Origin of the sequence: Candidatus Caldatribacterium sp. SIUC1, from assembly GCF_051549785.1 — a bacterium.
Taxonomy (GTDB): Bacteria; Atribacterota; Atribacteria; order Atribacterales; family Caldatribacteriaceae; genus Caldatribacterium.
The window spans coordinates 860,503-881,740 of the sequence record NZ_CP189974.1; the positions used below are offsets into that span (position 1 = coordinate 860,503).

The following is a 21,238-nucleotide window of genomic DNA, read 5'->3' on the forward strand; positions in this document are numbered from 1 at the left end:
CGTCACGTGGGCCGCTTCGGCGGCCCGGTCGCATCACTTGCTACTTTGACACGGAGGATTCCTCAAGGAGCTCTCCAATAGAGATGCTACAGCTGTGCTCCGTTTTCACCCACCGTTTCTGATTCCAGGAAAGGAAAAGCCCCAAAAAGACGATGGGTATCCAGCTCAGGCCGTAGACCGTGTACAGGACAAAGTACGGGAGGTACCGGAGGGTGAAACGACCCTCTTTTAGGGAAGGCCCGAGCACCACTTGGTAGGCACTCTGAATAAAGGCTACTGGAACCCAGAGGTAGAGGTGCAGGACAAAGGGCACGTTTCCGTGAGTTCCCCGCTCAATGGTCTCAAGGGCCACGAGGACCGTGGTGAGGACGATGCTCAAAGGAGTGAGGAGGTACAGGAAGTAGTCAAGGTACTGCAGGTTCCCGCTTGTGAGGAATTTCTTCAAAAGCTTCCATCCGTACCGCCAAAGGACAAAGCAGTGTCCCTGCATCCAGCGAGTTCGCTGACGGTGGCTTGAGGCATAGCGGAGCGGCTTTTCGTCATAGGTGATGGCCCACTCATTCCAGTGAACCTTTCCTCCTTCAAGCACAACCTGAACGCTGAACTCAAGGTCTTCGGTGAGGCTTTTCAGGTTCCACCCCAAACGGGTAATACAGGACGTCCGTATGACCAATCCCGTACCTCCCAGGGTGGCCGACAGTCCCCAGTTTGCCCGAGCAAGTTGCCAGAACCGGTTGGCGTACCAGTACGCCAGAGCGTACATCCTGGTAAGCCAGGAGTAGTCTGGGTTTTTGGTCTCCAGATACCCCTGGACGACTTCTGCGTCTTTGTGGGCTTCGAGGTAATCGTTCATCTTGGCCAGGAACTCGGGGTGCACGAGGTTATCAGCGTCAAAGAGGGCTATGGCGTCGTAAGAGGCAAGGGGGATCTGGGCGAGAGCCCAGCCGACGTTGTACGTCTTTCCGGGATGCTGTGGGTCATTCCGTTCAAGGACAAAAGCCCCTCGGCTCAGGGCAATGTCCTTCGTTCTGTCGGTGCAGGCATCACAGACCACGTAGATGTCGAAGAGCTCTTTTGGATACGTCTGTGCTCGCAAACTCTCAAGGAGTGGTCCCAGGACTTTTTCCTCGTTATGGGCGGGGATGAGAACGGCGAATCTCAGGAACTTCTTGGCCTTTGGGAGGGAACGAGGGTACTGAAATCCTCGAAGAGCGATGCAAGTCTGGTAGACCCAGAAACAGTAGAGGAGAAAAGCAAGGATTTTGAGCGGTTCAAAAGAATGATCGAACCATTCTTCAGGTGCAACAAACGACGGGTAGACCACCTCGACAACCTCCTCTGGTCAGTGCTTGCAGGAAGCTCTCAAGAACGTAACACGCCTCAAAAAGGAAGTCAAGGAGCACCAGTTTTTTTCAGGAGCGTGATGATGTAGTCGCGCTCAGGGTGGAGCACCACCTCTTCAAAGAGGCGGGTGAACCTGCCCCGCTCAAGAAAGAGGTCGTGGATGAGTTTCCCCGAGGGGTAGAAGTGGACAAGAAGAAGGTACCCACCATCGCGGAGATGGCGGAGGAATTTCTCCTCCAGGGTAAGGAGGACATTCCTGCCTCCGAGGTAGTAGAGCACCTCTGAGGCGAGGATGAGGTCGAAGATGCCCTCCGGTTCGTCCCGGGCGATGTCAAGCTTCTCAAGCCTTACCCGATCGCCATACACCTCAAGCCTTGCTCTGGCTCGCTCAAGGGCTGTCTGGGAGATGTCGATGCCAAAGACCTCCTTTCCTCTTTGCAGGAGGAGTTCAGTGAAGACCCCTTCGCTTGTGCCGACTTCGAGGATGGTATGAACATCCTGGGGAATGGCCTCAAGGGTCTTTTGGTACTTTTCCTGCTCGTAGGTACTTTTGGTGTAATTCCAGGGGTCACGTTTTCTGCGGTACAGCCCTTCGAAATGGGCCTCGTTGAAGAACCAGGGGAGGAAGGGGAGCAGCGCCCTCCAGAGGAGGTTGGCAAGGTGCGAAACCACGCGCCGTTTCAGGGTGGAAAGGCGCATCTTCAGGGACATCTTCTGAGATTTCACGGTGTTGCTCATCCCAGAACTACAGTATAATACTTTCAGTTTCCCTTCAAGGGGGTGAGGGCATTGCAGTACAGGAAACTCGGCTGGACAGACCTTGAGCTTTCCGTCATCGGCTTTGGTTCCTGGGCTCTCGGCGGTGGAGGGTGGCGGTACAGCTGGGGTCCTCAAGATGATAAGGAGTCCATCGAGGCGATTCACAGGGCAGTGGACCTTGGGGTGAACTGGATTGACACCGCAGCGGTGTATGGTCTTGGGCACTCGGAAGAGGTCGTGGGACGGGCGATCCGGGGACTGACAAAACGCCCCATCATTGCCACAAAATGCGGACTTGTCTGGGACGAGAAGGGGAACATTGCCAATTGCCTGAAACGTGACAGCATTCGCCGGGAGGTTGAGGCAAGCCTTCGCCGCCTGGGGGTAGACGTTATTGACCTTTACCAGATTCACTGGCCTGTACCCGATGAGGACATTGAGGAAGCCTGGGAGGAGATGAGCCGTCTGGTGGAGGAGGGCAAGGTCCGCTACATCGGGGTGTCCAACTTCAGTGTGGCCCAGATGGAGCGGATTGCCCCAATTCACCCCATTGCTTCTCTGCAGCCCCCTTACAGCATGCTCCGGCGGGATATTGAGAAGGACATTCTGCCATACTGCGCAGAGAAGAACATCGGGGTCATCGTGTACAGCCCCATGCAGAAGGGACTGCTCACCGGGAAGGTGACGAAGGAATGGGTGGCAAACCTTCCTCCTGATGACCACCGCCGCAATGACCCCATGTTCCAGGAACCGGAGCTCACCCTCAATATTGAGCTTGCTGGGAAACTACGGGACATCGGGGCAAAGTACGGAAAGACCCCTGCCCAGGTTGCTGTGGCCTGGGTACTGCGCTGGAGGGAAGTCACCTCGGCCATTGTGGGGATTCGCCGGCCATCGCAAATTGAGGAAATCGCCCCTGCCGGAGACTGGGATCTCCCTGAAGAAGAGGTGGCAAGGATAGAGGAATTCCTCAAAGAGCGGGAGGAGAGGCTCAGGAACCTGCGGCGGTAGTTCCAGGGATGAGGTCTGCCTCATTCCCGAAAAAAGTGCAGAGCATGTGGATCAAACGGTTTTCTCCTCCACCAGGTATTCCAGAAACTCCCGGTAAATGAAGAAAAGCCAGACCAACACAGCGGTCGGCGGCACCGTAGTACAGGCGAATTTCGTTCTTCCCTTCGTCAACGGTGATGCCTGTGGGGAAAACCACTCCGGGAACGTCTCCCAGAAACTCATACGGTTCCTGAGGGCTTGTAATCCATTCCTCAGCTCGGCGGAGGACCTTCCGGGGGTCCTCGGGATCAAGGAGGACAGTCCCTGAGGTGGTATGGCGTACCCCGTGGTCGAAGATGAGCTAGCCACGGGGTGTAGCCACCGGTGGGATACCAAGGCCTACCCGGTGCTGGCCCCACCACCCGGGACGGACCGGGATGAGAACCTGGTGGTCTTCCCAGTGCCGGAGGTCCGGTGAGAAGGAAATCCAGGTGTGGGCTTCTCCCCGGATGATGGGGCGGTGCACCAGGGCATATCGCTTTCTGCCATCTGCTTTGAAACGGCATGGGAAAAGGGCGGCATCCTTGTCCTCGGGAGGCAGAAGAGGACTGTATTTCACAAACGCTTTGAAATCCTCTGTCAGCGCCAGGGAAACGAGGGGTCCGCCCTTGCCGAAGGCCACATAGGTTATGGCGTAACACTTTTCCTTCTCAAGCCACACTATTCGGGGATTTTCCAGGCCCCACTGTTCTTCGGCAAACTGTTCTTCGGCCGCAAGGGAGGGAAAGGGGTTGATCTCCCAGTGCTCTTTGCCGTCTTCGCTTGTGGCCACTGTGAGGTGAGAGAACCCCCGGCAGTCCTCCACCCGGACAAGGAGAAGCGTCCTCCCCTGGAATTGCACGGCTTTTGGGTTGAGAACAGCGTTCACCCGTTAGGGCCATTTTTCGGGGGAGAGGATAGGGTTGTGCTCATAGCGCTTGGCAAGTTGCCTTGGTCCAGAGTGGTGGGCCAGCCTCATGGTCGTCCTTTTCCTCCTCCGCGTCGTTTTCCTGCCACTTGGCTTTCTGAGCTTCACAGAAAAACCTCTGCTGGTTCTCGGCAAGGTCGATCACCAGAGGGATCAGGCTCTGCTTTTCCACGAGAAATCGCGCAGCTATTTCTCCTGCGACCTTCACTACAATCCAGATTGCTTCCCGGCCAAAGCGCTGTTCGGACGAGGGAATCGAGATTTCCACTTCCCGACCTTCGACGTCCCTCGTGCGCCAGAAGAATCCCACTTCAGGTTGCCCCTGGAGCACACCGGTGATGAAGAGGTACATGCCCTGGGCGGCCGTTATTGGACCAAGGAGAACGCCCAGGGAGGGATGCATGAGGAGGGTTGAGAACAGGGCTTCTTCCCTGGTTTTTCCCTGAGTGGTGAAAGTGGTGGAGAACTCTTCGTCACCGAGCTTGTAATGGACACTGATTTTCCAGTCTTTTCCCAAAGGGGTGAAGGATACGGCGAACGTCCCCTGTTGTGTGTACCGCCCTTGCCGTACCTCCACACGATAGGTGAGCTCGGTCACACCTTCCAGAGAAACGCAGGAAACCCCGAGCGCTGCCACCAGCGCCATAGCCGCCACAAGAACCCAGAGTCTCTTCCACACCGACACCCCCTCCTCTTGGGGTATGGTATTACGCCAGGGCGCTCTCAAGAAGGAGGATGCTTAAAACCACAAAGAGACAGGCCAGGGCAATCTTCGAGAAAAGGATGTTCTTCCTTCCGAACTCCACCAGAGCTTTCGACTGGCTACCGAAGAAAACGCTGAGGAATACAGCCACGAGGGGGATGATGAAGAAGGCGTTGTAGAAGACGAGGTATCCGATAGCTTTCAGACGGTAGTTCACCATTTCCCTGGCGATGTACATGATGGTGGGAAGGTACACCTGACCGGTGCAACCGGCTTCAAGGATTGATACGACAAAACCACTCACGATGGCAGCGGCAAAAAGCCTCCGTTTGGAGAAACTCTCTTTGAGGTACTGGTTGATTTTCACCCGTAACCCCTTGGGGAGGCCCAGAGTCATTCCGGTTTCCTTTCGCTCCTTTTTGTAGGTGATGGCGTCCCGGACGCTGAAAATCGCAAAAATAAGGAGCACCCCGGCCATTGTGCCGTACACGATTCGAGAGACGATGCGGTACACCGCCAGGGTCTGCCACACCTGGAAGATGCCAAGCCCAAGGAGGAGATAGGTGGTGAACACGGCCAGAGTATAAGTGACGCCGATTTCGACCACCCGCTGGCGGGAATGGCCAAGGACGAAGAGAAGGTTCACCATGAAGACAATGGTCGCGAAAGCACAGGGGTTTAATCCGTCAAGGAATCCGGCTCCGGCCACCACCCAGGGAGTGAACCCCCGGAAGCGCGAAAAGATGAGCTCCTCGGCCCTCTCCGGGGGCCGAGGAGGGGGTGAAGTTCTTGGGCTTTTCAGGGTCTTTTCGATGAGCTTTTCAAGGAGGGTGGTGATTCGCTCCGGGTCTTCTGTTGCCACGTATCCGGCGTCGGAGAAGATTTCGACCGAGGTTTTCTCTTCCACCCTCCAGTGCTCTTCAAGGAGGACGAGTTTTTCATAGTTTTTCGAGAGGGTGTAATCGAGGTAGACCACCTTAATTCGGTCGGCGTATTTCTCAAAGACCGGCGGAGTGACCTTTTCCTTGAGTTCCCGACAGACCGGGCATCGGGAGGAGTAGAAGAAGAGCAGCACCGGTTTTTCCTCAACGGCTATTCGCTCTCTGAAGTTTCTGGGAAGCCCGTCGCGTTCGAAAAAACGTATCCGGTCTCTGAAGGGAGCAAAATGCTCCTCGAGAAGCGCCCGGTTTCCCCTGGTTCCGGAGATAACAACAAGGTCCGGGTTTTTCTCCCGGAGTTCCTGGAGGAAACGGTCGAAGGAAGCGGTGGGAATGTCCTGAAGGAAGTTGAAGAATACTACGGTGTGGTAATTCTCGGTGAACGAAAAAGAGTACGCAAAGTTCCCCAGAGCGTCAGAAACAACGACAGGGTATCCTTTCCGGGAGAGTTCGTTGAGGACTTCTGGAGATCGGTTGAGGTCTTCTTTTGAGGGGAGAATGACCACCTTTTCCGGGGGAGGGAGGAGGTTCACCCAAGCTTCTGGGGAAAATCTGTGGCCTCCCAGGTCTCCCAGAAGGAGGAATTCCTCCTGCGGTGGAGCGGGTTCTTCCTGGTTTCCCCACAGGAGGACGTCGTATCCTGATGCCAGGGAGGGGAAGCATATGAGCCACAGCACCACAAACGGTAGCAATTTTTTCACCATCAGGCCTCCTTTCTCCAGGTTCAGTTCCCAGTGTACCATACCCCTCTTTGTATTACGAGCAGAGCACCCGGCGGGTTTTCCATGGTATAATCCTTTCTGTCATGTCATTCGTGACGCCGATTGAGCTCAACAGAGAGTTCGTCCAGGCTCTGGAGCTCCTTGAGCAGACAAGCCAGTCTGTCTTTATCACTGGGCGGGCAGGGACGGGGAAGTCCACGCTTCTTTGGTATTTTCGGAATCACACGAAGAAGAACATCGCCGTTCTCGCTCCCACAGGAGTCGCCGCTTTGAACGTCCGGGGGCAGACCATCCATTCTTTCTTCCGCTTCCGGCCCGATGTGACGCCCGAGACTGCTCCGCGTGTCAAACCCGAAGACCCGGGTCTTTATAAGAAGCTCGATACCATCGTCATTGACGAAATCTCCATGGTACGAGCGGACCTTCTGGATTGTGTCGATGCTTTTCTCCGCGTCTACGGACCTTCTCCCTCGGCACCCTTCGGAGGCGTGCAGATGGTCTTTGTTGGGGACCTCTATCAACTTCCGCCGGTGGTGAAGCGAACCGAGCAGGCGCTGTTTACCGAGTACTACGAGAGCCCCTATTTCTTCAGCGCCTTTGCTTTCCGGGAAATCCGCCCGATGCTTCTTGTCCTTGAGAAGGTCTATCGCCAGAGCGACCCGAAGTTCGTCGAACTCTTAAACCGCATCCGGAGTAACACCGCCACCGACGAGGATTTAGCCCTTCTCAATACCCGCGTTTTCCCCGATTACGTTCCCGGGGAGCGGGAGTTCGTGATTCACCTCACCACCACGAATGACCTTGCTCAGGAAGTGAATGAGGGGAAACTGGCGGCGCTTTCGGGAAAGGAGTGGGTGTACGAGGGGCAGGTCCTGGGGGCATTTTCCTCTACGGATCTCCCCACGGATTCGGTACTACGCCTCAGAAAGGGTGCCCAGGTGATGCTGCTTACCAACGACCCTCACGGGCGGTGGGTCAACGGGACCATCGGGCAGGTCCAGGAATGTACCGATGGTGCCGTCATTCTCCGGCTTGAAGACGGAAGCGAGGTGGAGGTTACACCCCATGTATGGGATATGTTCGAGTTCTACTACGACCGGGAAGAAGGTCGGATCAAGACGAGGAGCATCGGCTCCTTTACCCAGTATCCCCTGCGGCTTGCCTGGGCGGTGACCATCCACAAAAGCCAGGGTCTTACCTTTGACCGGGTGATCGTTGACCTTGGCCGCGGGACTTTTGCCCATGGCCAGGCGTACGTGGCCCTTTCCCGTTGCCGGACGCTTGAGGGTCTCATCCTCAAACGGCCACTCCTTCGAAAGCACATCATCATGGACTGGAGGGTGGTCCGTTTCCTCACCGAGTACCAGTATGCCGCTTCTACCAGAACCTTTCCCCTTGAGGAGCGGGTACGCCTGCTTGAGGAGGCTAAGAAAGCACAAAAACCCCTGGAAATCGTGTACCTCAAGGACAACGACGAGAAAACCTCCCGGGTTGTCCTGCCTCTTGAGGTGGGGATGATGCGTTTTCAGGAAAAGGAGTTTCTCGGTCTTCGGGCCTTCTGTCTTCTGCGAAAAGAGGAGCGGACTTTCCGTGTAGACCGCATCCTCTCCCTCCGGCCTGTGGAGGAGTCCTCTTCTGAATTACTCTGAGGGAAGAGGCAGCTTGTCGATGTCCGGAACCGTTCCGTCCTTCAGGCGGTAGAGCATTTCTCCAGCTCGGGGGACGACGAGAATCCCCTCTTCTTCCCGACCCTTGTAAGCGTCAATGTCGATAGTGCGGAAGTCAAGATACCCAAGGTTGATTTTCCGGCACACCTCTTCGGGAATGCCTGTGGCGAGGATCACCTCTATCCGGGGATATTCTCTACCGTTAGCGTATCTTCCGATGCCCTTCACATGGGTGGAGTGGGCGAGCACCCCCCAGGGGTAGTGCCGGTACTTCTCCCACTGGGCGAGGAAGAAGTCCCGGGTATGGTAGCCGATTTCAAGGAGGTGCTTCCCGTGGGTTTTAGAGATTTCCCGGATGTGGGGGGCGTAGATGATGATTGTTCCCCCGTCGGCCACCACGGGCTCGAGTTTGTACATGCACTTCCCTCCAACCCAGAGCTCGTTGTACATGGTGGGGGCAATGGAGAGAACCGTGTGGAAGGGCCGCTCGACATAGACGATGTTCACCTGGGCTGAGAGATCGGCGGCCTGGGACCAGGCTTCTTCGGGGTCACCAAAAAAAATCCCACAGGGGTCCTTTTCCCGCATTACCAGGCACATGGCAAGAGTCGGTCTTGGAATGAACTGGGCTGCCCGGTTGAGGACTTCCCGAACCGGAGTATCCTTGGTGCCGATAATTTTGGGGTTGGTGATGAGGGCGGCGAGCCAGTGGAACTTGTCCGTGAGTTCCGGTCCGGAGATTCCCGGAAAGAAGTACTTGTACCCCCCTGAAAATCCCACGACTTCATGGGGGAACACCGGGCCCATGATGAGGAGTTCATCGTACTCGAGAATCCGCCGGTTCACGGTGACCGGAACCTCTTCGGTAATGAGGCCCCGGGAGATGTGATGCATTTCCTCGCGGGAGATTGTCCCTATCTGGATCAACTCCTGGGGATCCTGGAAGCGGTGGTTGTACACGGAGACCCCCTGTTCTGCCGCTTCCTGGAAGGTGACACCAAGGTGTGCCTTGAGCTCTTCATCAGTCATGGGAGGGTGTGTCCCCAGGGCGATGAGGAAATCGAGTTTCTTTGCCTTGGGCTTTAACTCCTCGAGGGTGGCCTCAAAGAAAAGCCGAACCGGAGCCGTACGGGTGTTGTCGGGAATGATGACGAGGATACTTTTCTTCCGCCAGTCGTGTCGTGCCAGGGCTTCACGGAAGTGCTCGCTCATCTTTTGTGGGGAGAAGGTGGTCTGCTCGTTCCCCAGGGCAAAGAGCATCATCCTGCCGTCACCTCCCACTCCGTATGGAACGTTCCTTCCCGGTCGATTCTCCGGTAGGTGTGGGCACCGAAGTAATCCCGCTGGGCCTGGATGAGGTTGGCCGGAAGTTCCTCTGAACACCAGGCATCAAAGTACGCTAAAGCTGCGGAGAGGACCGGAACCGGAATGCCGTGTTCTGCAGAGAGCGCACATACCTTCCGAAGGGCGGGGAGTTTCTCCTGTACCTCGCCACGGAACTCTTCGGTGGCGAAAAGTAGCGGTGCGTCATGGAGTGCAAGGGCTCTCTGGATACGTCCAAGAAGCAGCGCCTTCAGGATGCACCCCCCTTTCCAGATGCGGGCGATTTCCGGAAGATTCAGGTGGTAAGCGAAGACACGACTTGCCTCTTGAAGGAGATGAAAGCCTTCGGAGAATGCTGCAAGTTCCGCAAGGTAGAGGGCATCGGAGAGAAGGAGAGAGATTTCCTCAGACCATGGGAGGGTTTTTTTGGGGATGGAGAAGCGGAAGGCAATGTGAAGACGCTCGTTTTTAAAGGATGAGAGACTGCGGGCGACAACCGACTGGGTAATGGTGGGAGTGGGGATTCCCAGGTCAAGCGCCACCTGGGAAGTCCACTTCCCCGTTCCTTTCTGCTCGGCGGCATCGAGAATGAGGTCCACAAGGGGTGCCTTCGTTTCCGGGTCCTCATAAGCGAGAACTCTTGCAGTGATGTCCACGAGGTACGAGTTGAGGTGTGGCAACGCATTCCAGTGGGCAAAAATTCTGGAGATTTCCGGTGCACGGAGCCCGAAGATTTTTCGCAAAAGGTCGTACACCTCGGCGATGGCACCCATGAAGGCATACTCAATGCCGTTGTGGACCATTTTCACAAAATGTCCGCATGACCCCGGTCCAAGGTAGGTGCAGCAGGGCCCGTCTTCCACCTGGGCGGCTGCCTTTTCAAGGATATCCTGCACGAGCGTATAACCCTCTCTGTGTCCCCCCGGCATGAGCGAGGGACCGTGGAGTGCTCCATGTTCCCCACCGCTTATCCCCATGCCGAGGTAGAGCAATCCCCGCCTTTCGGCCTCCGCGATTCTCCGGTCAGTGTCCCGGAAAAAGGAATTCCCGCCGTCGATGATGAGGTCCCCCTCATTGAGGAGAGGGAAGATCGCGTTCAGGAATTCGTCAACCGCCTCACCCGCCTTCACCATAAGGAGGATTTTGCGCGGTTGTTCAAGGGAAAACACGAATTCCCGGAGGTCATACGCTGGATGAATAGGTTCTCCCTTCACCCTGGTCTTGAAGAACTCTTGTGTTTTTACCGCGGTTCGGTTGAAGACCGCAACGGGAAACCCTTTGCGGGCGATGTTCAGCGCAAGATTCTGCCCCATGACGGCCATGCCAATGATACCGATGGCGCAAGTCCCTTCCACACCCACACCCCCTCTGTCCTTTTCGCTATTATAGCGCAGCGGATCACAGAGGTAGCCGGATAAGCCCAAGGAGGGAGAGGAGACCGAGGATGACCGGCTGATGGAAGAGGTAGATGGTGAGGGAGTGGCGTCCCAGAAAGGCCAGTCCCCGGAAGGGAAAGGCAGGGATATTCGGGAGGGCGAACCTCCTCTCCCCCCTGGGGTAGAGGAAGTTCCCTGCGAAGATTCCCAGAAGCACCACTCCGAACCAGGGGAAAAGGGGGAAGTAGTCAAGGGTGGCGAACCGTGGAGGCCTAAAGCCAAGGAAAAGGAGGAAGGAGAATGGGAAAATCCTCAAGGAGAGGAAGTATCCGGCCACAATACTCCCTATGCCCCCGAGAAAACTCAGCCACGGTCGGGGGATGAAGGGATAGGCGAGGATTACCGACGTTCCTATGCAGTGGAGGACGCCGAAGCGAACATAGGATTCAGGGAGTGCGAGATAGGTGACGAGGGTAATGACCATTCCATAGAAAAGCAAAAGAAGCCCTCTCTTCAGGTACTTCGAGAATGGAACGACGTTACGGTGTTTTCGTTCCCGGGAAAAGCTCAGAGTCAGAGAGAGTCCTGCAAGGCCGATGAACAGCGAAGCGCCGAAGAGTACGTACCCTCGCCAGAAGGGCGAGAAGAGGTCCATCTTGAGGTTGCCGAAGAACGCAAGGTCAAAGAGCGTATGGTACAGGAGCATCATGACAATGGCGCAACCCCGGAGGGCGTCGACCTCGGGGAACCGGTTTCGTCCGCTCCTTCGCATAGTCCTCCTCTCCCTTCCTTCATTGTACCAGAAGTGCCCGTGGTATAATCCTGGAAAAGGCCAGGAGGCAAAATGCGGCGGACAAAGATTATCTGTACCCTTGGTCCTTCCTCGGCAGAGTACGGGGTTCTCCTTGGGATAGTCCGTGCCGGAATGGACGTTGCGCGGATCAACTTCTCCCATGGGGATCCTGCTTTTTACCATCGTGCAGTTGAATTTGTGCGGAGGGCTTCCCAGGAACTCCGAAAGCCTGTGGCTATCCTTGCCGACCTCCAGGGCGTCAAAATCCGTATCGGGGAAGTGGAGCAGGGAGCTGTGGAGCTTGAGAAGGGTTCCTCGGTGGTTGTCCTCCCCGGAGAGGGTGTGACAACGGCGCGAAAGCTGTACATCCGCTATGAACCCCTTCTTGAGGACCTGCAGGTGGGAGACGACATCCTCCTTGACGATGGTCTAATCAAGCTCAAGGTGCAGGAGAAATCCGCTGATCACCTCCGCGCGACAGTGCTTGAGGGTGGGGTGCTCCGTTCGCGAAAAGGTGTCCATTTTCCCTGCACGAACACCTCGGCCCGGACGTTCACGGAAAAGGACCAGAGGGACCTGGAAATGGCGGTGCACCTTGGGGTTGACTACGTTGCCCTCTCTTTTGTTCGGGATGGGGAGGATATCGCCAGAGTCCGGTCCTGGGGAAAGACAAGGGGGCTTCGTCTTCCTCCCCTTATCGCCAAAGTCGAACGGAAAGAGGCCCTGCACGCTGCAGAAGAAATCGCCCAAGAAGCCGATGGTCTCATGGTGGCCCGGGGGGATCTGGGGGTTGAGGCCCCCATTGAGATGGTCCCGGTATACCAGAAGATGCTCGTGAAGCTTGCGAAAGAGCGTGGGAAAATCGCCATCATCGCCACGCAAATGCTTGAGTCGATGCGGGAGTCCTCAAGCCCCACAAGAGCAGAGGTAACGGACATCGCCAACGCCGTTCTTGACGGTGCCGACGCCCTTATGCTTTCGGCGGAGACCGCAATCGGGAAGTATCCGGTACTTGCCACGCAGATGATGCACACGGTGATTGAAGCCACGGAGCGGCATCTTGCCTCGCGCATCCCTTCTTTCTACCGGCCCCGGGGGATACTCCCCGAGGCCATTGTTTTTGGAGCGTTGCAGACTGCCTGTAACGTCAATGCCCGGGCTCTTGTGGTGTTCACCCATTCCGGTTTCACCGCCCTGGTTCTGTCTTCCTTTCGGCCGGGGATGCCCATCCTCGCCCTCACTCCTAAAGGAGAAACCGCTCGCCAGCTTGCCCTGGTTTGGGGGGTGTTGCCCGAGATTCTCGATGTGCCCGAAGAGGCAGAGAGTATTACCCTCCTTCGCAGGGCTGAGGAAGTCCTCCTTGGGCGAAAACTCGCCCGGCCCGGTGACCCTGTGGTGTTTGTGGCAAGTTCTCCTTTTCTAGGGTACCGGAACCTCATCAGGCTGCACCGTCTGGGTGAGCCTTTCACCGACGAAGGAACTCCTCCCGGTACACCAGCCCCTGAGCCCACTGGATGAAGCGGTAGGGGTAGATTTCCGGTGGGGCGCTCACGGCATCAAGCAGGGCGATGTCCTCTTCGGCAAGACGCCACCCCACGCACCCGAGGTTGTCCTCAAGTTGCTCGAGGGTTCGAACACCAAGAATGGGGATAACGTCCTTTCTTGTGAGCAACCAGTTGAGAGCAATCTGGGGTACCGTCTTCCCGTATTTCTCCGCGAGTTTCCTGACTGTTTCGAGAATCTGGAAATTCTTCTCCGTTGCCCGGCGTTCCCAGGCTTCTTCCCAGTCCTTTTTCGCCTGGGCAATCCGCCCTTCTTTGGGTGGAGTATGGGGGGTGTACTTTCCAGAGAGGAACCCGCCTCCCAGGGGCCCCCAGGCCATGATGCTCAGTCCTCCGTCGTAGCAGGCAGGGATGACCTCGTATTCGATATTTCGCTCCACGAGGCTGTACTGCATCTGGGCGGAGATGGGACGGGGAAAACCGTACTTTTCGCAGAGGCTGACGGCTTTCGTAATCTGCCACCCAGTGTAGTTGGAAACTCCGACGTAGCGAATGTACCCCCGCTCAACGAGGTGGGCCAGCGTTTCGAAGGTTTCCTCAAGGGGGGTGAAGGCGTCGAAGCAGTGAATCTGGTAGAGGTCGATGTAGTCTGTTTGCAGGCGCTTGAGGCTGTCAAAAACGGCCTTCAATATGTGTTTTCGGCTTGTTCCACCATCGTACGGTCCCTCGCCCATCCGGAAAAATACCTTGGTTGCCAAAACGATGTTGTCTCTTTTTCCCTGGAGAGCCCGCCCAAGAATGCTCTCTGAAACACCCTGGCTGTAGACGTTGGCGGTGTCGATGAAGTTCCCTCCCGCATCGAGGTAGCGGAAAAGGATGGCCACGGCCTCCTCTTCGGGTGTTTCCCTACCGAAAGTCATGGTTCCCAGAGACACCTCGGAAACGTACAGGCCGCTTTTCCCCAGAGGTACGTACCGCATGCTTATCCCTCCTTCGTGAAGTGTTTCACCGTTCCCCGCAGATATTCCCGTTCAAGAAAGCCAAAGAGCGCATCCTTTTGGTTCTCAGGGATGGTGAAGGAGACCTCGCAGCACGCTCTTTCGAGCTTAAGGCGCTCTTTCGTTTTGAGGTGCTGCAGGAGGCGGTGGACGAAAAGCTCAAAGGCCTGTGGTTCGGTGGTAACGGTGATCCTCTCCTCCTGTACATAGGGAATGAGCTCAGAGGCTTTGAGGACTCCGGCAGCGGCATCCCCGTAGGCTTCAATGAGCCCCCGGATTCCCAGCTTCTTCCCCCCGAAGTACCGGGCGACCACCACCATGCTATTTGTCACCGCAAGGCGCCGCAAGGCCCCAAGAACCGACCTGCCGGCACTGCCTTTTGGTTCCCCACCGTCTGAGGCGTACTCCTTTTCTCCTTGGGGACCACATCGGAAGGCATAGACGTAGTGGGTGGCCTGGGGATAGCACTCCATGGCCTTCTTGAGTTTCTCCCGGCTCTCCTCGGGGCAAAACACGCGAAAGCTCATGGCCACGAAACGGGACTTCTCGCGGCTCAGTTCCCACAGGGCTTCGGTCTTTACGGTGAAAAGCGCTTTTCCGAACATAGCCCGAAGACCTTCCGGTGGTTTGAGCTTCCGAAGACATCATACCATCGCCTTTTCGCAAAATGAAGCGTGGAACAAAGGTTCTTTCCAGGGGCCTAAAGGGTCTCCAACTTTTTGACAGAAAAGCTCCACGGGGGTTGACAGGGAGAAAGTAGCTTTGTCATAATCATAATAGCTCATGTTGAAAACGTTTTTATGAACACGATTCTCCACATCGCAAAAAGGAGGGGATGTCCTTGGGCAAAGCAAAGATTTCCATCGGAAGCTGGGCCTACGCCATCGGTCCCTATGCAAACCACCCTGTGCCCCTTGATGAAGTGGTCATGCGCCTGTCAGAACTCGGTTTTGATGGCATTGAACTCGGCGGTTTCAAGCCTCATGCCCATCCTGACCTCTACCCCACAAAAGAGGACCGCAAGAAGCTCCTCGGGCTTCTTGAGACATACCGCCTCGGTGTCAGTGCCTATGTGGCGGACCTCTGGAGTTTCCCCTTTGCCAGTGGCGACCCAAAAATCGTCCAGGCCTATGAGGAGATGTTTGACCGGTCGCTGGAGTTCTGCGTTGACTGTGGTTTCGACAAAATCCGCGTGGATACCGTAACCGGGACACCTTTCCCCAAGGACTGGGATTACAAGGAAACCTGGGACCGGGTTGTGGCAATGTTCCAGAAATGCGCGGATAAGGCCCGGGATGTGGGTGTCATGGTGGTGTGGGAATTTGAGCCCGGGTTCATTTTCAACAAGCCCAGTGAGATCAGAAGGATGCACGACGATGTGAATCGGGAAAACTTCAAAATCCTCCTCGATACGAGTCATGCCCAGATGTGTGCCGTGGTTGGGGCAAAGCAGACTGAACCCAGGGAAACCCTTCCCGGGGGCATTCTGGAGCTCGTGGAAATGCTTCGGGGACGCATTGGGCACGTACACCTCATCGACTCGGACAATACCCTCCACGACGATGAGACGAGTACCCATGCTCCTTTTGGGACCGGGTACATCGATTTTGAAAAGGTCATTCCAGCAATTGTGGCGAGTGGCTACACCTCGGACTGGTGGTGCATTGACCTCTGCTTCTGGCCCAATGCCTGGGATATTACGGCCGATTCTATCAGGTTCCTTCGAGACCTTTTCGCCAGGCTTGGCATGGCGTAAGGAGGGAGACCATGGTTCCTGCGACGATGAAGGCCTGGGTATTCTACGAGCCGGAGGTTATGAAGTTTGAGGAGGTCCCGGTGCCGGAAATTGCCGATGACGAGCTCCTCATTCGGGTACGTGCCTGTGGCATCTGCGGGTCTGACGTTGCCTACTACTGGGGTCTCTCCCCTCTTGAAACGCCAACGGGCAAAGGACCCCTTATTCTCGGGCACGAGTTTTCCGGGGAGGTCGTAAAAGTCGGGAAGGTTCCTGCAGAACGCAAGCTCTTTTCTGTAGGCGATCGGGTCACGGTGAACCCGGTGCAGTACTGCAATGCCTGCGAGGTGTGTTACCGAGGGTTTGTGAACCTCTGCGAAAATAAAAAGGTCCTCGGGGTTTCGGCAAACGGTGCCTTCGCAGAATACGTGGTATCCCACTACACCCACGTGTACAGGCTTCCTGAGAATGTTTCTTTCAAGGCCGGGGCCTTTGTGGAACCCTTGGCCAACGCGGTGTATGGGGTGAAAAATCTCCAGGTTGGCCTTGGGGATACGGTAGTGGTTTTCGGTCCCGGGGCCATTGGGCTCTCTGTTGTGTCCCTGGTGAAGCGGAGCGGTGCAGGGAAAGTGATCCTTATAGGAACTCAGGATTTCCGGCTTGAGGTGGGAAAGGCGATGGGGGCTGATGAACTCATCAACGTTAGGGACACCTTGTCGCCTTACTATGCGCCAAACGTCGTTGAGCGTGTTTCGCAACTCACCGGGGGACGCATGGCGGATCGGGTGATTGTGGTCACGGGAAGTAAAGAGGCCATGCAGCTTGCCCTTGAAGTCTCCGGGCGTCGTTCCAACATCGTGTACTTTGGTCTTCCTGGAGCAAAAGACGTCATAGAGGTTCCTGCGCTTTCTTCCATTTTCTGGGACAAGAACATTCGCTTTTCCTGGCTTGCGCCGTTTACCTGGGTTGAGGCTATCCAAAGCATTGCCGGAGGTCTTGTGGATGCCGAGCGTCTCGTGACCCATGTGTTTCCGCTTGAGGAGCTCATGGAAGGCCTCCAGGTGGCCCGGGAAAAGAAAGGCAATCCTCTGAAAGTGATGGTGGTGATGGAGTAAAGAGCGGGGCATGTTGGGGTGAAGCCTGTGGGGCCAAAAACTTCTCGAGTAACCATGAGAGATGTGGCGAAAGAGGCGGGAGTGGCCCTCTCGACTGTATCGCACTTTCTGAACGGCACGGCTCCGGTTGCCCCGGAAACGAGGAAGAAGATTCTTGAGGCCATTGAGCGGCTCAACTACCGCCCTGACCTCACCGCCCGGAACCTCAAGCGACAGAAGACCAATGCCCTGGGCCTCTTCATTCCGGACGTTACCAACCCTTTCTATGCTGAGCTTGCCCACGGCGTCACCGATGTGGCCCAGGAAGCTGGCTATAGCGTCATCCTCTATGCTACGTCCTACAGGGAAAAGCTTGAGGAGAGCTTTGTGAGTCTTGTGGAGCAGCACCAGGTTGATGGAGTGGTGATTGCCTACAGTTTCATTGCTGAGCGTCTCTGGGGTCGTCTTGCCTCAAGCGGTGTTTCTGCTGTTCTCGTGGACGTGTACCCGACAAACGACCTCTGGCCTTCGGTGGTGGTGGACAACGAGAAGGGTATCGAGAAGGCCTTGCTCTACCTTGCGTCTTTAGGCCACACCGATATCGGGTACCTGAGCGAACCCCCGTACGTTCTGTCTTTGGTCAAAAGGCAGCGGGCCTTCCTCAACTTCATGAAACGGAAGGGCCTGCCGCTTCGGGATGAGTGGGTTCTTGTGGAGAGGACGCAGAGGAACCGGGTGGAAATTGGTTTCACTTTAGGGAAGAAGCTCCTTGAGGAGAAGAAGCGTCCCACGGCTGTTGTGGCAAGCTCGGACCTTGTGGCAGTAGGGGCTCTCAAGGCCTTTTTGAGCTCTGGAGTTCGTGTTCCTGAGGACATCTCCATTGTGGGCTTTGATGATATTCTCCTGGCTTCCTATGTGCATCCCTCCCTCACCACGGTTCGCCAGCCCAAGTACGAGATGGGTAGAACCGGAGTGGAATTTTTGTTACAATTGCTCCAGGGGAAGAAAGACTGTCCACCACTTACACTCATCGAACCCGTCCTTGTGGAACGCGACTCCTGTCAGAAAAGGGGGTGAGAGAAAGACCCGAAAGAATCTCCCGGTTTTGCATTGTATGCCCTTTGCAGGAAACCTTTGAAAGGAGGGTTAGCCGATGAGGAAACTCGGTTTGGGTATGCTTGTGGTGTTCCTTGTGGGGATAGTCCTTGGGGGAATAGCTTTGGCGGAAGAGGTGACGCTCACCATTACCTGGGCAGCCTGGGCACCGATGGATACCCTCATTGCCCTTGCGGAAGATTTCACCGCCAAAACCGGCATCAAGGTGAAAGGCGATCCTATTCCCTGGCCCCAGTACCACGATAAGGTCTTTACCGAGTTCGCCTCGGGCAAAACGAGTTTCGATATCGTCCTTCCTGACTCTCAGTGGCTGGGGGAAGCGGTTGTCGGAGGGCACCTTCTTGACATCACCGACTGGTTCAATGAAAAGGTGAAGAAAGAAGATTTCGAACCCACATTGATCGCCTCTTACTGTGAGTATCCTGATGGAAGTGGTAGATACTACGGTGTCCCGGCTCTTGCCGACTTCTGGAGCTTTGCCTACCGTACTGACCTTTTCAACGATCCCGAGGAGCAGAAGGCTTTCCAGGAGAAATATGGATATGCGCTGAAGGTTCCTGAAACCTGGAGCGAACTTAGGGACGTTGCTGAGTTCTTCACTCGCCCGGAGAAAAATCTCTACGGCGTTGCACTCTGGTTTGCCCCTATGGCTACCGCTGGTCTGGTTGACCAATTCCTGGCATGTTTCTGGTCCTTTGGAGCAGAACTCTGGGATCCGGTGACCAAGCGAGTGAAAGGCTACCTGAATAGTGAAGAAGGTAAAGCGGCTGCACGGTACTGGGTGGATATCTACAAGTACTGCCCTCCAGGTTCTGCCAACTACAGCATGGACGAAGCCAATACTGCCATGCAGCAGGGGCTTGTCGCCATGATGGGGACCTACCTGGCATTCTATCCAGGACTTATAGACCCTGAACTCTCCCTCTACTGGGACAAGGTCGATTTCTTCCCATCTCCAAAGGAGAAAGAGTGGTATATCCAGCTTGGAGGCCAGGGAATGTCCATTTCTGCTTACACTCCTTACAAGAAGGAAGCCCTGATGTTCCTCGAGTGGTGGATTTCTCCAGAGACTCAGTGGAAGTGGGCACAAGCAGGGATGTTCAGCTGCATGACATCAATCATCAATGATGACCGGTATCTCGAGTATGCGCCGGTGAATAAGGTTCACAGAGTTGCTGCTACACGCCTTAAGGACTTCTGGGAGATTCCAGAGTACAACGAGATGGGCACCGTGATGGCTGAGATTCTCAATGCAGCCGTTCTTGGCAAGTACACGCCTGAGGAAGCCATGGACCTTATTGCTGAAAAGCACGAGGAGATCCTGGAGCGTGCTGGGTATTACAAATGAGTTGAAAACTCTTGTGGGGGCCCCAAAGGGCCCCCACAAAAATATAGGGAGGGAAGAAGTTTGGTGACCATTCGAGACACGTGGGCGAACCGCATTTCTGACAGGGGCATGCTGTATCTTTTCCTTTTACCAACCTTCGCCTTATTGCTCTTTCTTGTTATTTTCCCCCTTATCTGGTCTCTATATCTGAGCTTTTGCGAGTACTCTGCAAATGCTGCTACCCCCCCAGTTTTCGTAGGCATCACCAACTATAGCTCTCTCTTTCGAGAGCGAGAGGTATGGGAGCGTTTTGTGATTACAGGAAAATTCGTGTTCCTTGCCGTGGCAATTGAGTTTTTCCTTGGTTTTGGTATTGCTATGCTCCTGAATCGAGAGTTCTTTGGTCGGGGAATTTTGACGACGCTCTTCTTTCTCCCCATGATGTTTTCTCCTGCGGTCATCGGGAAATTCTTCCGTTTTATGCTGGATACCAACTGGGGTATCGTGAATTACCTCCTGGGGAGGATTCTGGGGATTCCCAAAATTGCCTGGACAACGAGCTTCGAATATGCTCTCTACTCTCTTGTCCTCGTGGATGTCTGGATTTGGACACCTTTTATGATTCTTCTGAGTCTTGCGGGTCTTGCAAGTGTCCCCAAGTATCTCTACGAGGCTGCTGATGTCGATCGGGCTTCCGGGTGGTTTAAGTTCCGTTATATTACTCTGCCCTATGTGGCGCCGATTCTCATTCTCGCTGTTCTCTTCCGAACCATGGATGCTTTTCGCTTTTTCGACCTTGTTTATGTCCTTACCGATGGTGGTCCTGGATACGCAACTCAGACTGTTCCCTTCTATATTTATAAGCTTGCCTTTTCCTTCTGGAGAACCGGAAGGTCCTGTGCCCTTGCGTATGTTTTGCTCATCATCATTATCGCCTTAAGCAACCTCTACATTACTTACCTCAACCGCCTGCGAAGAGCTTAGGAGGGAGTGTTTATGAACGAGTTTCAAAGACGAGCGTTCAAAAACAGGGTCATCGCGATTGTCCTTGTCGTCATGCTTTGCGGATACCTTTTCCCGATATACTGGATGTTCTCAACGGCCACCAAAACAAAAGCAGAGGCTTTTGCGTTGCCACCTTCCTGGACGTGGCGTCCTAAGGTTGACAATTTCCGAAATATATTTTACGTTGGTGCAGGGGGTGCCTTGGGGAGAGTACGGGGTATTGAGCTCAAACCTCAACCCTCGGCTTTCCTGCGACAGCTCAGCAATAGCATCGTGGTGTCTTTCGTGAGTACCCTTCTTGCCACGTTCCTTGGGGCACTCTCCGGGTATGTGTTCTCGAGGATGCGAGTGCGGGGCAAAGATGACCTGCTCTTTGTTATCCTGAGTAGCCGCATGCTGCCGCCTGTAGTTATTGCCATTCCTCTTGTCATGATGTACCGGGCCCTGGGGCTTTTTGATACCCGTTTCGGACTCATCATCATGTACACGGTGTTCAACCTCGCCTTTGCCGTGTGGATGATGCGGAGTTTCGTCGACGATATCCCTCCGGAGTACGAGGAGGCAGCGCTGGTTGATGGGTATTCCCGCTTCCAGGCCTTCTTCAAGTTTGTCTTCCCGGAGATGCGGGTGGGCATGGTGGCCACGGCCATTTTCAGCCTCATCATGACCTGGAATGAGTTCACCTTCTCGCTCCTTCTCACCGGGGAACGGGCCCGGACGGCGGTGCCCTCCATTGCCCATTCCCTCGGAACGGCGGGAGTGAACTGGGGGCACATTGCCGCAGGATCTTTCCTCATGGTTCTTCCTGTGGTTGTGTTCACCTTCCTCCTTGGAGGAAATCTCATCCGGGGCTTCACCTTTGGAGCGATAAAGGAGTAG

At 55.3% G+C, this 21,238-nt stretch carries 18 protein-coding genes and 1 pseudogene; 9 read left to right on the top strand and 10 right to left on the bottom strand.

Annotation, left to right across the window (positions count from 1 at the left end; genetic code table 11):
* Positions 1–40: 40 nt before the first annotated feature.
* Together ACP6EK_RS04345 and ACP6EK_RS04350 are read right to left on the bottom strand one after the other, a co-directional pair.
* Positions 41–1,324: a glycosyltransferase family 2 protein gene (locus tag ACP6EK_RS04345; RefSeq protein ID WP_438318418.1), complete on the bottom strand. Its 1,284-nt coding sequence runs from the start codon at positions 1,322–1,324 to the stop codon at positions 41–43.
* A 68-nt stretch (positions 1,325–1,392) separates the two neighbouring features.
* Complete coding sequence (locus ACP6EK_RS04350; protein ID WP_438318421.1) at positions 1,393–2,070, bottom strand: class I SAM-dependent methyltransferase; 678 nt, start codon at positions 2,068–2,070, stop codon at positions 1,393–1,395.
* A gap of 63 nt (positions 2,071–2,133) precedes the next feature.
* Between ACP6EK_RS04350 and ACP6EK_RS04355 the strand changes: the two genes are divergently transcribed.
* Positions 2,134–3,114 (top strand): aldo/keto reductase, encoded by a 981-nt coding sequence (locus tag ACP6EK_RS04355; RefSeq protein WP_438318424.1) that lies wholly within the window; start codon positions 2,134–2,136, stop codon positions 3,112–3,114.
* On the opposite strand, the pseudogene ACP6EK_RS04360 reads toward ACP6EK_RS04355, so the two are convergent.
* The 3 genes and pseudogenes from ACP6EK_RS04360 to ACP6EK_RS04370 form a co-directional block, all read right to left on the bottom strand.
* Positions 3,095–4,021, bottom strand: a pseudogene (locus ACP6EK_RS04360) (glycosidase). The gene ACP6EK_RS04355 and the pseudogene ACP6EK_RS04360 overlap by 20 nt on opposite strands.
* 40 nt (positions 4,022–4,061) lie before the next feature.
* Entirely contained in the window at positions 4,062–4,739 is a 678-nt protein-coding gene (locus tag ACP6EK_RS04365; RefSeq protein ID WP_438318427.1) for a hypothetical protein, read from the bottom strand.
* Positions 4,740–4,767: 28 nt separating this feature from the next.
* Positions 4,768–6,405, bottom strand: coding sequence for a hypothetical protein (locus tag ACP6EK_RS04370; RefSeq protein WP_438318430.1), 1,638 nt, complete (start codon positions 6,403–6,405; stop codon positions 4,768–4,770).
* A 101-nt stretch (positions 6,406–6,506) separates the two neighbouring features.
* On the opposite strand from ACP6EK_RS04370, the gene ACP6EK_RS04375 reads away from it, so the two are divergent.
* Positions 6,507–8,072, top strand: coding sequence for an AAA family ATPase (locus ACP6EK_RS04375; protein WP_438318433.1), 1,566 nt, complete (start codon positions 6,507–6,509; stop codon positions 8,070–8,072).
* On the opposite strand, the gene ACP6EK_RS04380 is transcribed toward ACP6EK_RS04375, so the two are convergent.
* From ACP6EK_RS04380 to ACP6EK_RS04390, 3 genes are all read right to left on the bottom strand, one after another.
* Entirely contained in the window at positions 8,064–9,353 is a 1,290-nt protein-coding gene (locus ACP6EK_RS04380; RefSeq protein ID WP_438318436.1) for a lactate racemase domain-containing protein, read from the bottom strand. The genes ACP6EK_RS04375 and ACP6EK_RS04380 overlap by 9 nt on opposite strands.
* Positions 9,350–10,735: an NADP-dependent phosphogluconate dehydrogenase gene (gene gndA / locus ACP6EK_RS04385; RefSeq protein ID WP_438318878.1), complete on the bottom strand. Its 1,386-nt coding sequence runs from the start codon at positions 10,733–10,735 to the stop codon at positions 9,350–9,352. The genes ACP6EK_RS04380 and gndA overlap by 4 nt, the downstream gene beginning before the upstream one ends.
* Before the next feature lie 76 nt (positions 10,736–10,811).
* Positions 10,812–11,561, bottom strand: coding sequence for a heparan-alpha-glucosaminide N-acetyltransferase (locus ACP6EK_RS04390; RefSeq protein ID WP_438318439.1), 750 nt, complete (start codon positions 11,559–11,561; stop codon positions 10,812–10,814).
* Positions 11,562–11,633: 72 nt separating this feature from the next.
* On the opposite strand from ACP6EK_RS04390, the gene pyk reads away from it, so the two are divergent.
* Positions 11,634–13,100 carry a pyruvate kinase gene (gene pyk, locus ACP6EK_RS04395; protein ID WP_438318442.1) on the top strand — a complete coding sequence of 489 codons (1,467 nt, stop codon included), beginning with the start codon at positions 11,634–11,636 and terminating at the stop codon, positions 13,098–13,100.
* Here the strand turns inward: pyk and ACP6EK_RS04400 are convergent.
* Positions 13,048–14,064 carry an aldo/keto reductase gene (locus tag ACP6EK_RS04400; protein ID WP_438318445.1) on the bottom strand — a complete coding sequence of 339 codons (1,017 nt, stop codon included), beginning with the start codon at positions 14,062–14,064 and terminating at the stop codon, positions 13,048–13,050. The genes pyk and ACP6EK_RS04400 overlap by 53 nt on opposite strands.
* Before the next feature lie 2 nt (positions 14,065–14,066).
* Positions 14,067–14,687: an IMPACT family protein gene (locus ACP6EK_RS04405; protein WP_438318448.1), complete on the bottom strand. Its 621-nt coding sequence runs from the start codon at positions 14,685–14,687 to the stop codon at positions 14,067–14,069.
* A gap of 236 nt (positions 14,688–14,923) precedes the next feature.
* Here ACP6EK_RS04405 and ACP6EK_RS04410 point away from each other — a divergent pair, with 236 nt between their 5' ends.
* The 6 genes from ACP6EK_RS04410 to ACP6EK_RS04435 all read left to right on the top strand — a co-directional run bounded on the left by ACP6EK_RS04410 (position 14,924) and on the right by ACP6EK_RS04435 (position 21,238).
* Positions 14,924–15,838, top strand: a complete 915-nt coding sequence (locus tag ACP6EK_RS04410) for a sugar phosphate isomerase/epimerase family protein (protein WP_438318451.1) — start codon at positions 14,924–14,926, stop codon at positions 15,836–15,838.
* A gap of 11 nt (positions 15,839–15,849) precedes the next feature.
* Positions 15,850–16,932, top strand: coding sequence for a zinc-dependent alcohol dehydrogenase (locus tag ACP6EK_RS04415; RefSeq protein ID WP_438318454.1), 1,083 nt, complete (start codon positions 15,850–15,852; stop codon positions 16,930–16,932).
* Positions 16,933–16,959: 27 nt separating this feature from the next.
* Positions 16,960–17,988, top strand: a complete 1,029-nt coding sequence (locus tag ACP6EK_RS04420; protein ID WP_438318457.1) for a LacI family DNA-binding transcriptional regulator — start codon at positions 16,960–16,962, stop codon at positions 17,986–17,988.
* 76 nt (positions 17,989–18,064) lie between these two features.
* Entirely contained in the window at positions 18,065–19,375 is a 1,311-nt protein-coding gene (locus ACP6EK_RS04425; protein WP_438318460.1) for an ABC transporter substrate-binding protein, read from the top strand.
* A gap of 63 nt (positions 19,376–19,438) precedes the next feature.
* Positions 19,439–20,338 (top strand): carbohydrate ABC transporter permease, encoded by a 900-nt coding sequence (locus ACP6EK_RS04430; RefSeq protein WP_438318463.1) that lies wholly within the window; start codon positions 19,439–19,441, stop codon positions 20,336–20,338.
* Positions 20,339–20,350: 12 nt separating this feature from the next.
* Positions 20,351–21,238, top strand: coding sequence for a carbohydrate ABC transporter permease (locus tag ACP6EK_RS04435; RefSeq protein ID WP_438318466.1), 888 nt, complete (start codon positions 20,351–20,353; stop codon positions 21,236–21,238).

What these genes read in the sequence shown, in the direction of transcription:
- ACP6EK_RS04370 (WP_438318430.1), bottom strand. Translation starts at nt 6,405, where the DNA reads ATGGTGAAAAAATTGCTACCGTTTGTGGTGCTGTGGCTCATATGCTTC.
- ACP6EK_RS04405 (WP_438318448.1), bottom strand. Translation starts at nt 14,687, where the DNA reads ATGTTCGGAAAAGCGCTTTTCACCGTAAAGACCGAAGCCCTGTGGGAA.
- pyk (WP_438318442.1), top strand. Translation starts at nt 11,634, where the DNA reads ATGCGGCGGACAAAGATTATCTGTACCCTTGGTCCTTCCTCGGCAGAG.
- gndA (WP_438318878.1), bottom strand. Translation starts at nt 10,735, where the DNA reads ATGGCCGTCATGGGGCAGAATCTTGCGCTGAACATCGCCCGCAAAGGG.
- ACP6EK_RS04425 (WP_438318460.1), top strand. Translation starts at nt 18,065, where the DNA reads ATGAGGAAACTCGGTTTGGGTATGCTTGTGGTGTTCCTTGTGGGGATA.
- ACP6EK_RS04380 (WP_438318436.1), bottom strand. Translation starts at nt 9,353, where the DNA reads ATGATGCTCTTTGCCCTGGGGAACGAGCAGACCACCTTCTCCCCACAA.
- ACP6EK_RS04400 (WP_438318445.1), bottom strand. Translation starts at nt 14,064, where the DNA reads ATGCGGTACGTACCTCTGGGGAAAAGCGGCCTGTACGTTTCCGAGGTG.
- ACP6EK_RS04375 (WP_438318433.1), top strand. Translation starts at nt 6,507, where the DNA reads ATGTCATTCGTGACGCCGATTGAGCTCAACAGAGAGTTCGTCCAGGCT.
- ACP6EK_RS04415 (WP_438318454.1), top strand. Translation starts at nt 15,850, where the DNA reads ATGGTTCCTGCGACGATGAAGGCCTGGGTATTCTACGAGCCGGAGGTT.
- ACP6EK_RS04390 (WP_438318439.1), bottom strand. Translation starts at nt 11,561, where the DNA reads ATGCGAAGGAGCGGACGAAACCGGTTCCCCGAGGTCGACGCCCTCCGG.
- ACP6EK_RS04435 (WP_438318466.1), top strand. Translation starts at nt 20,351, where the DNA reads ATGAACGAGTTTCAAAGACGAGCGTTCAAAAACAGGGTCATCGCGATT.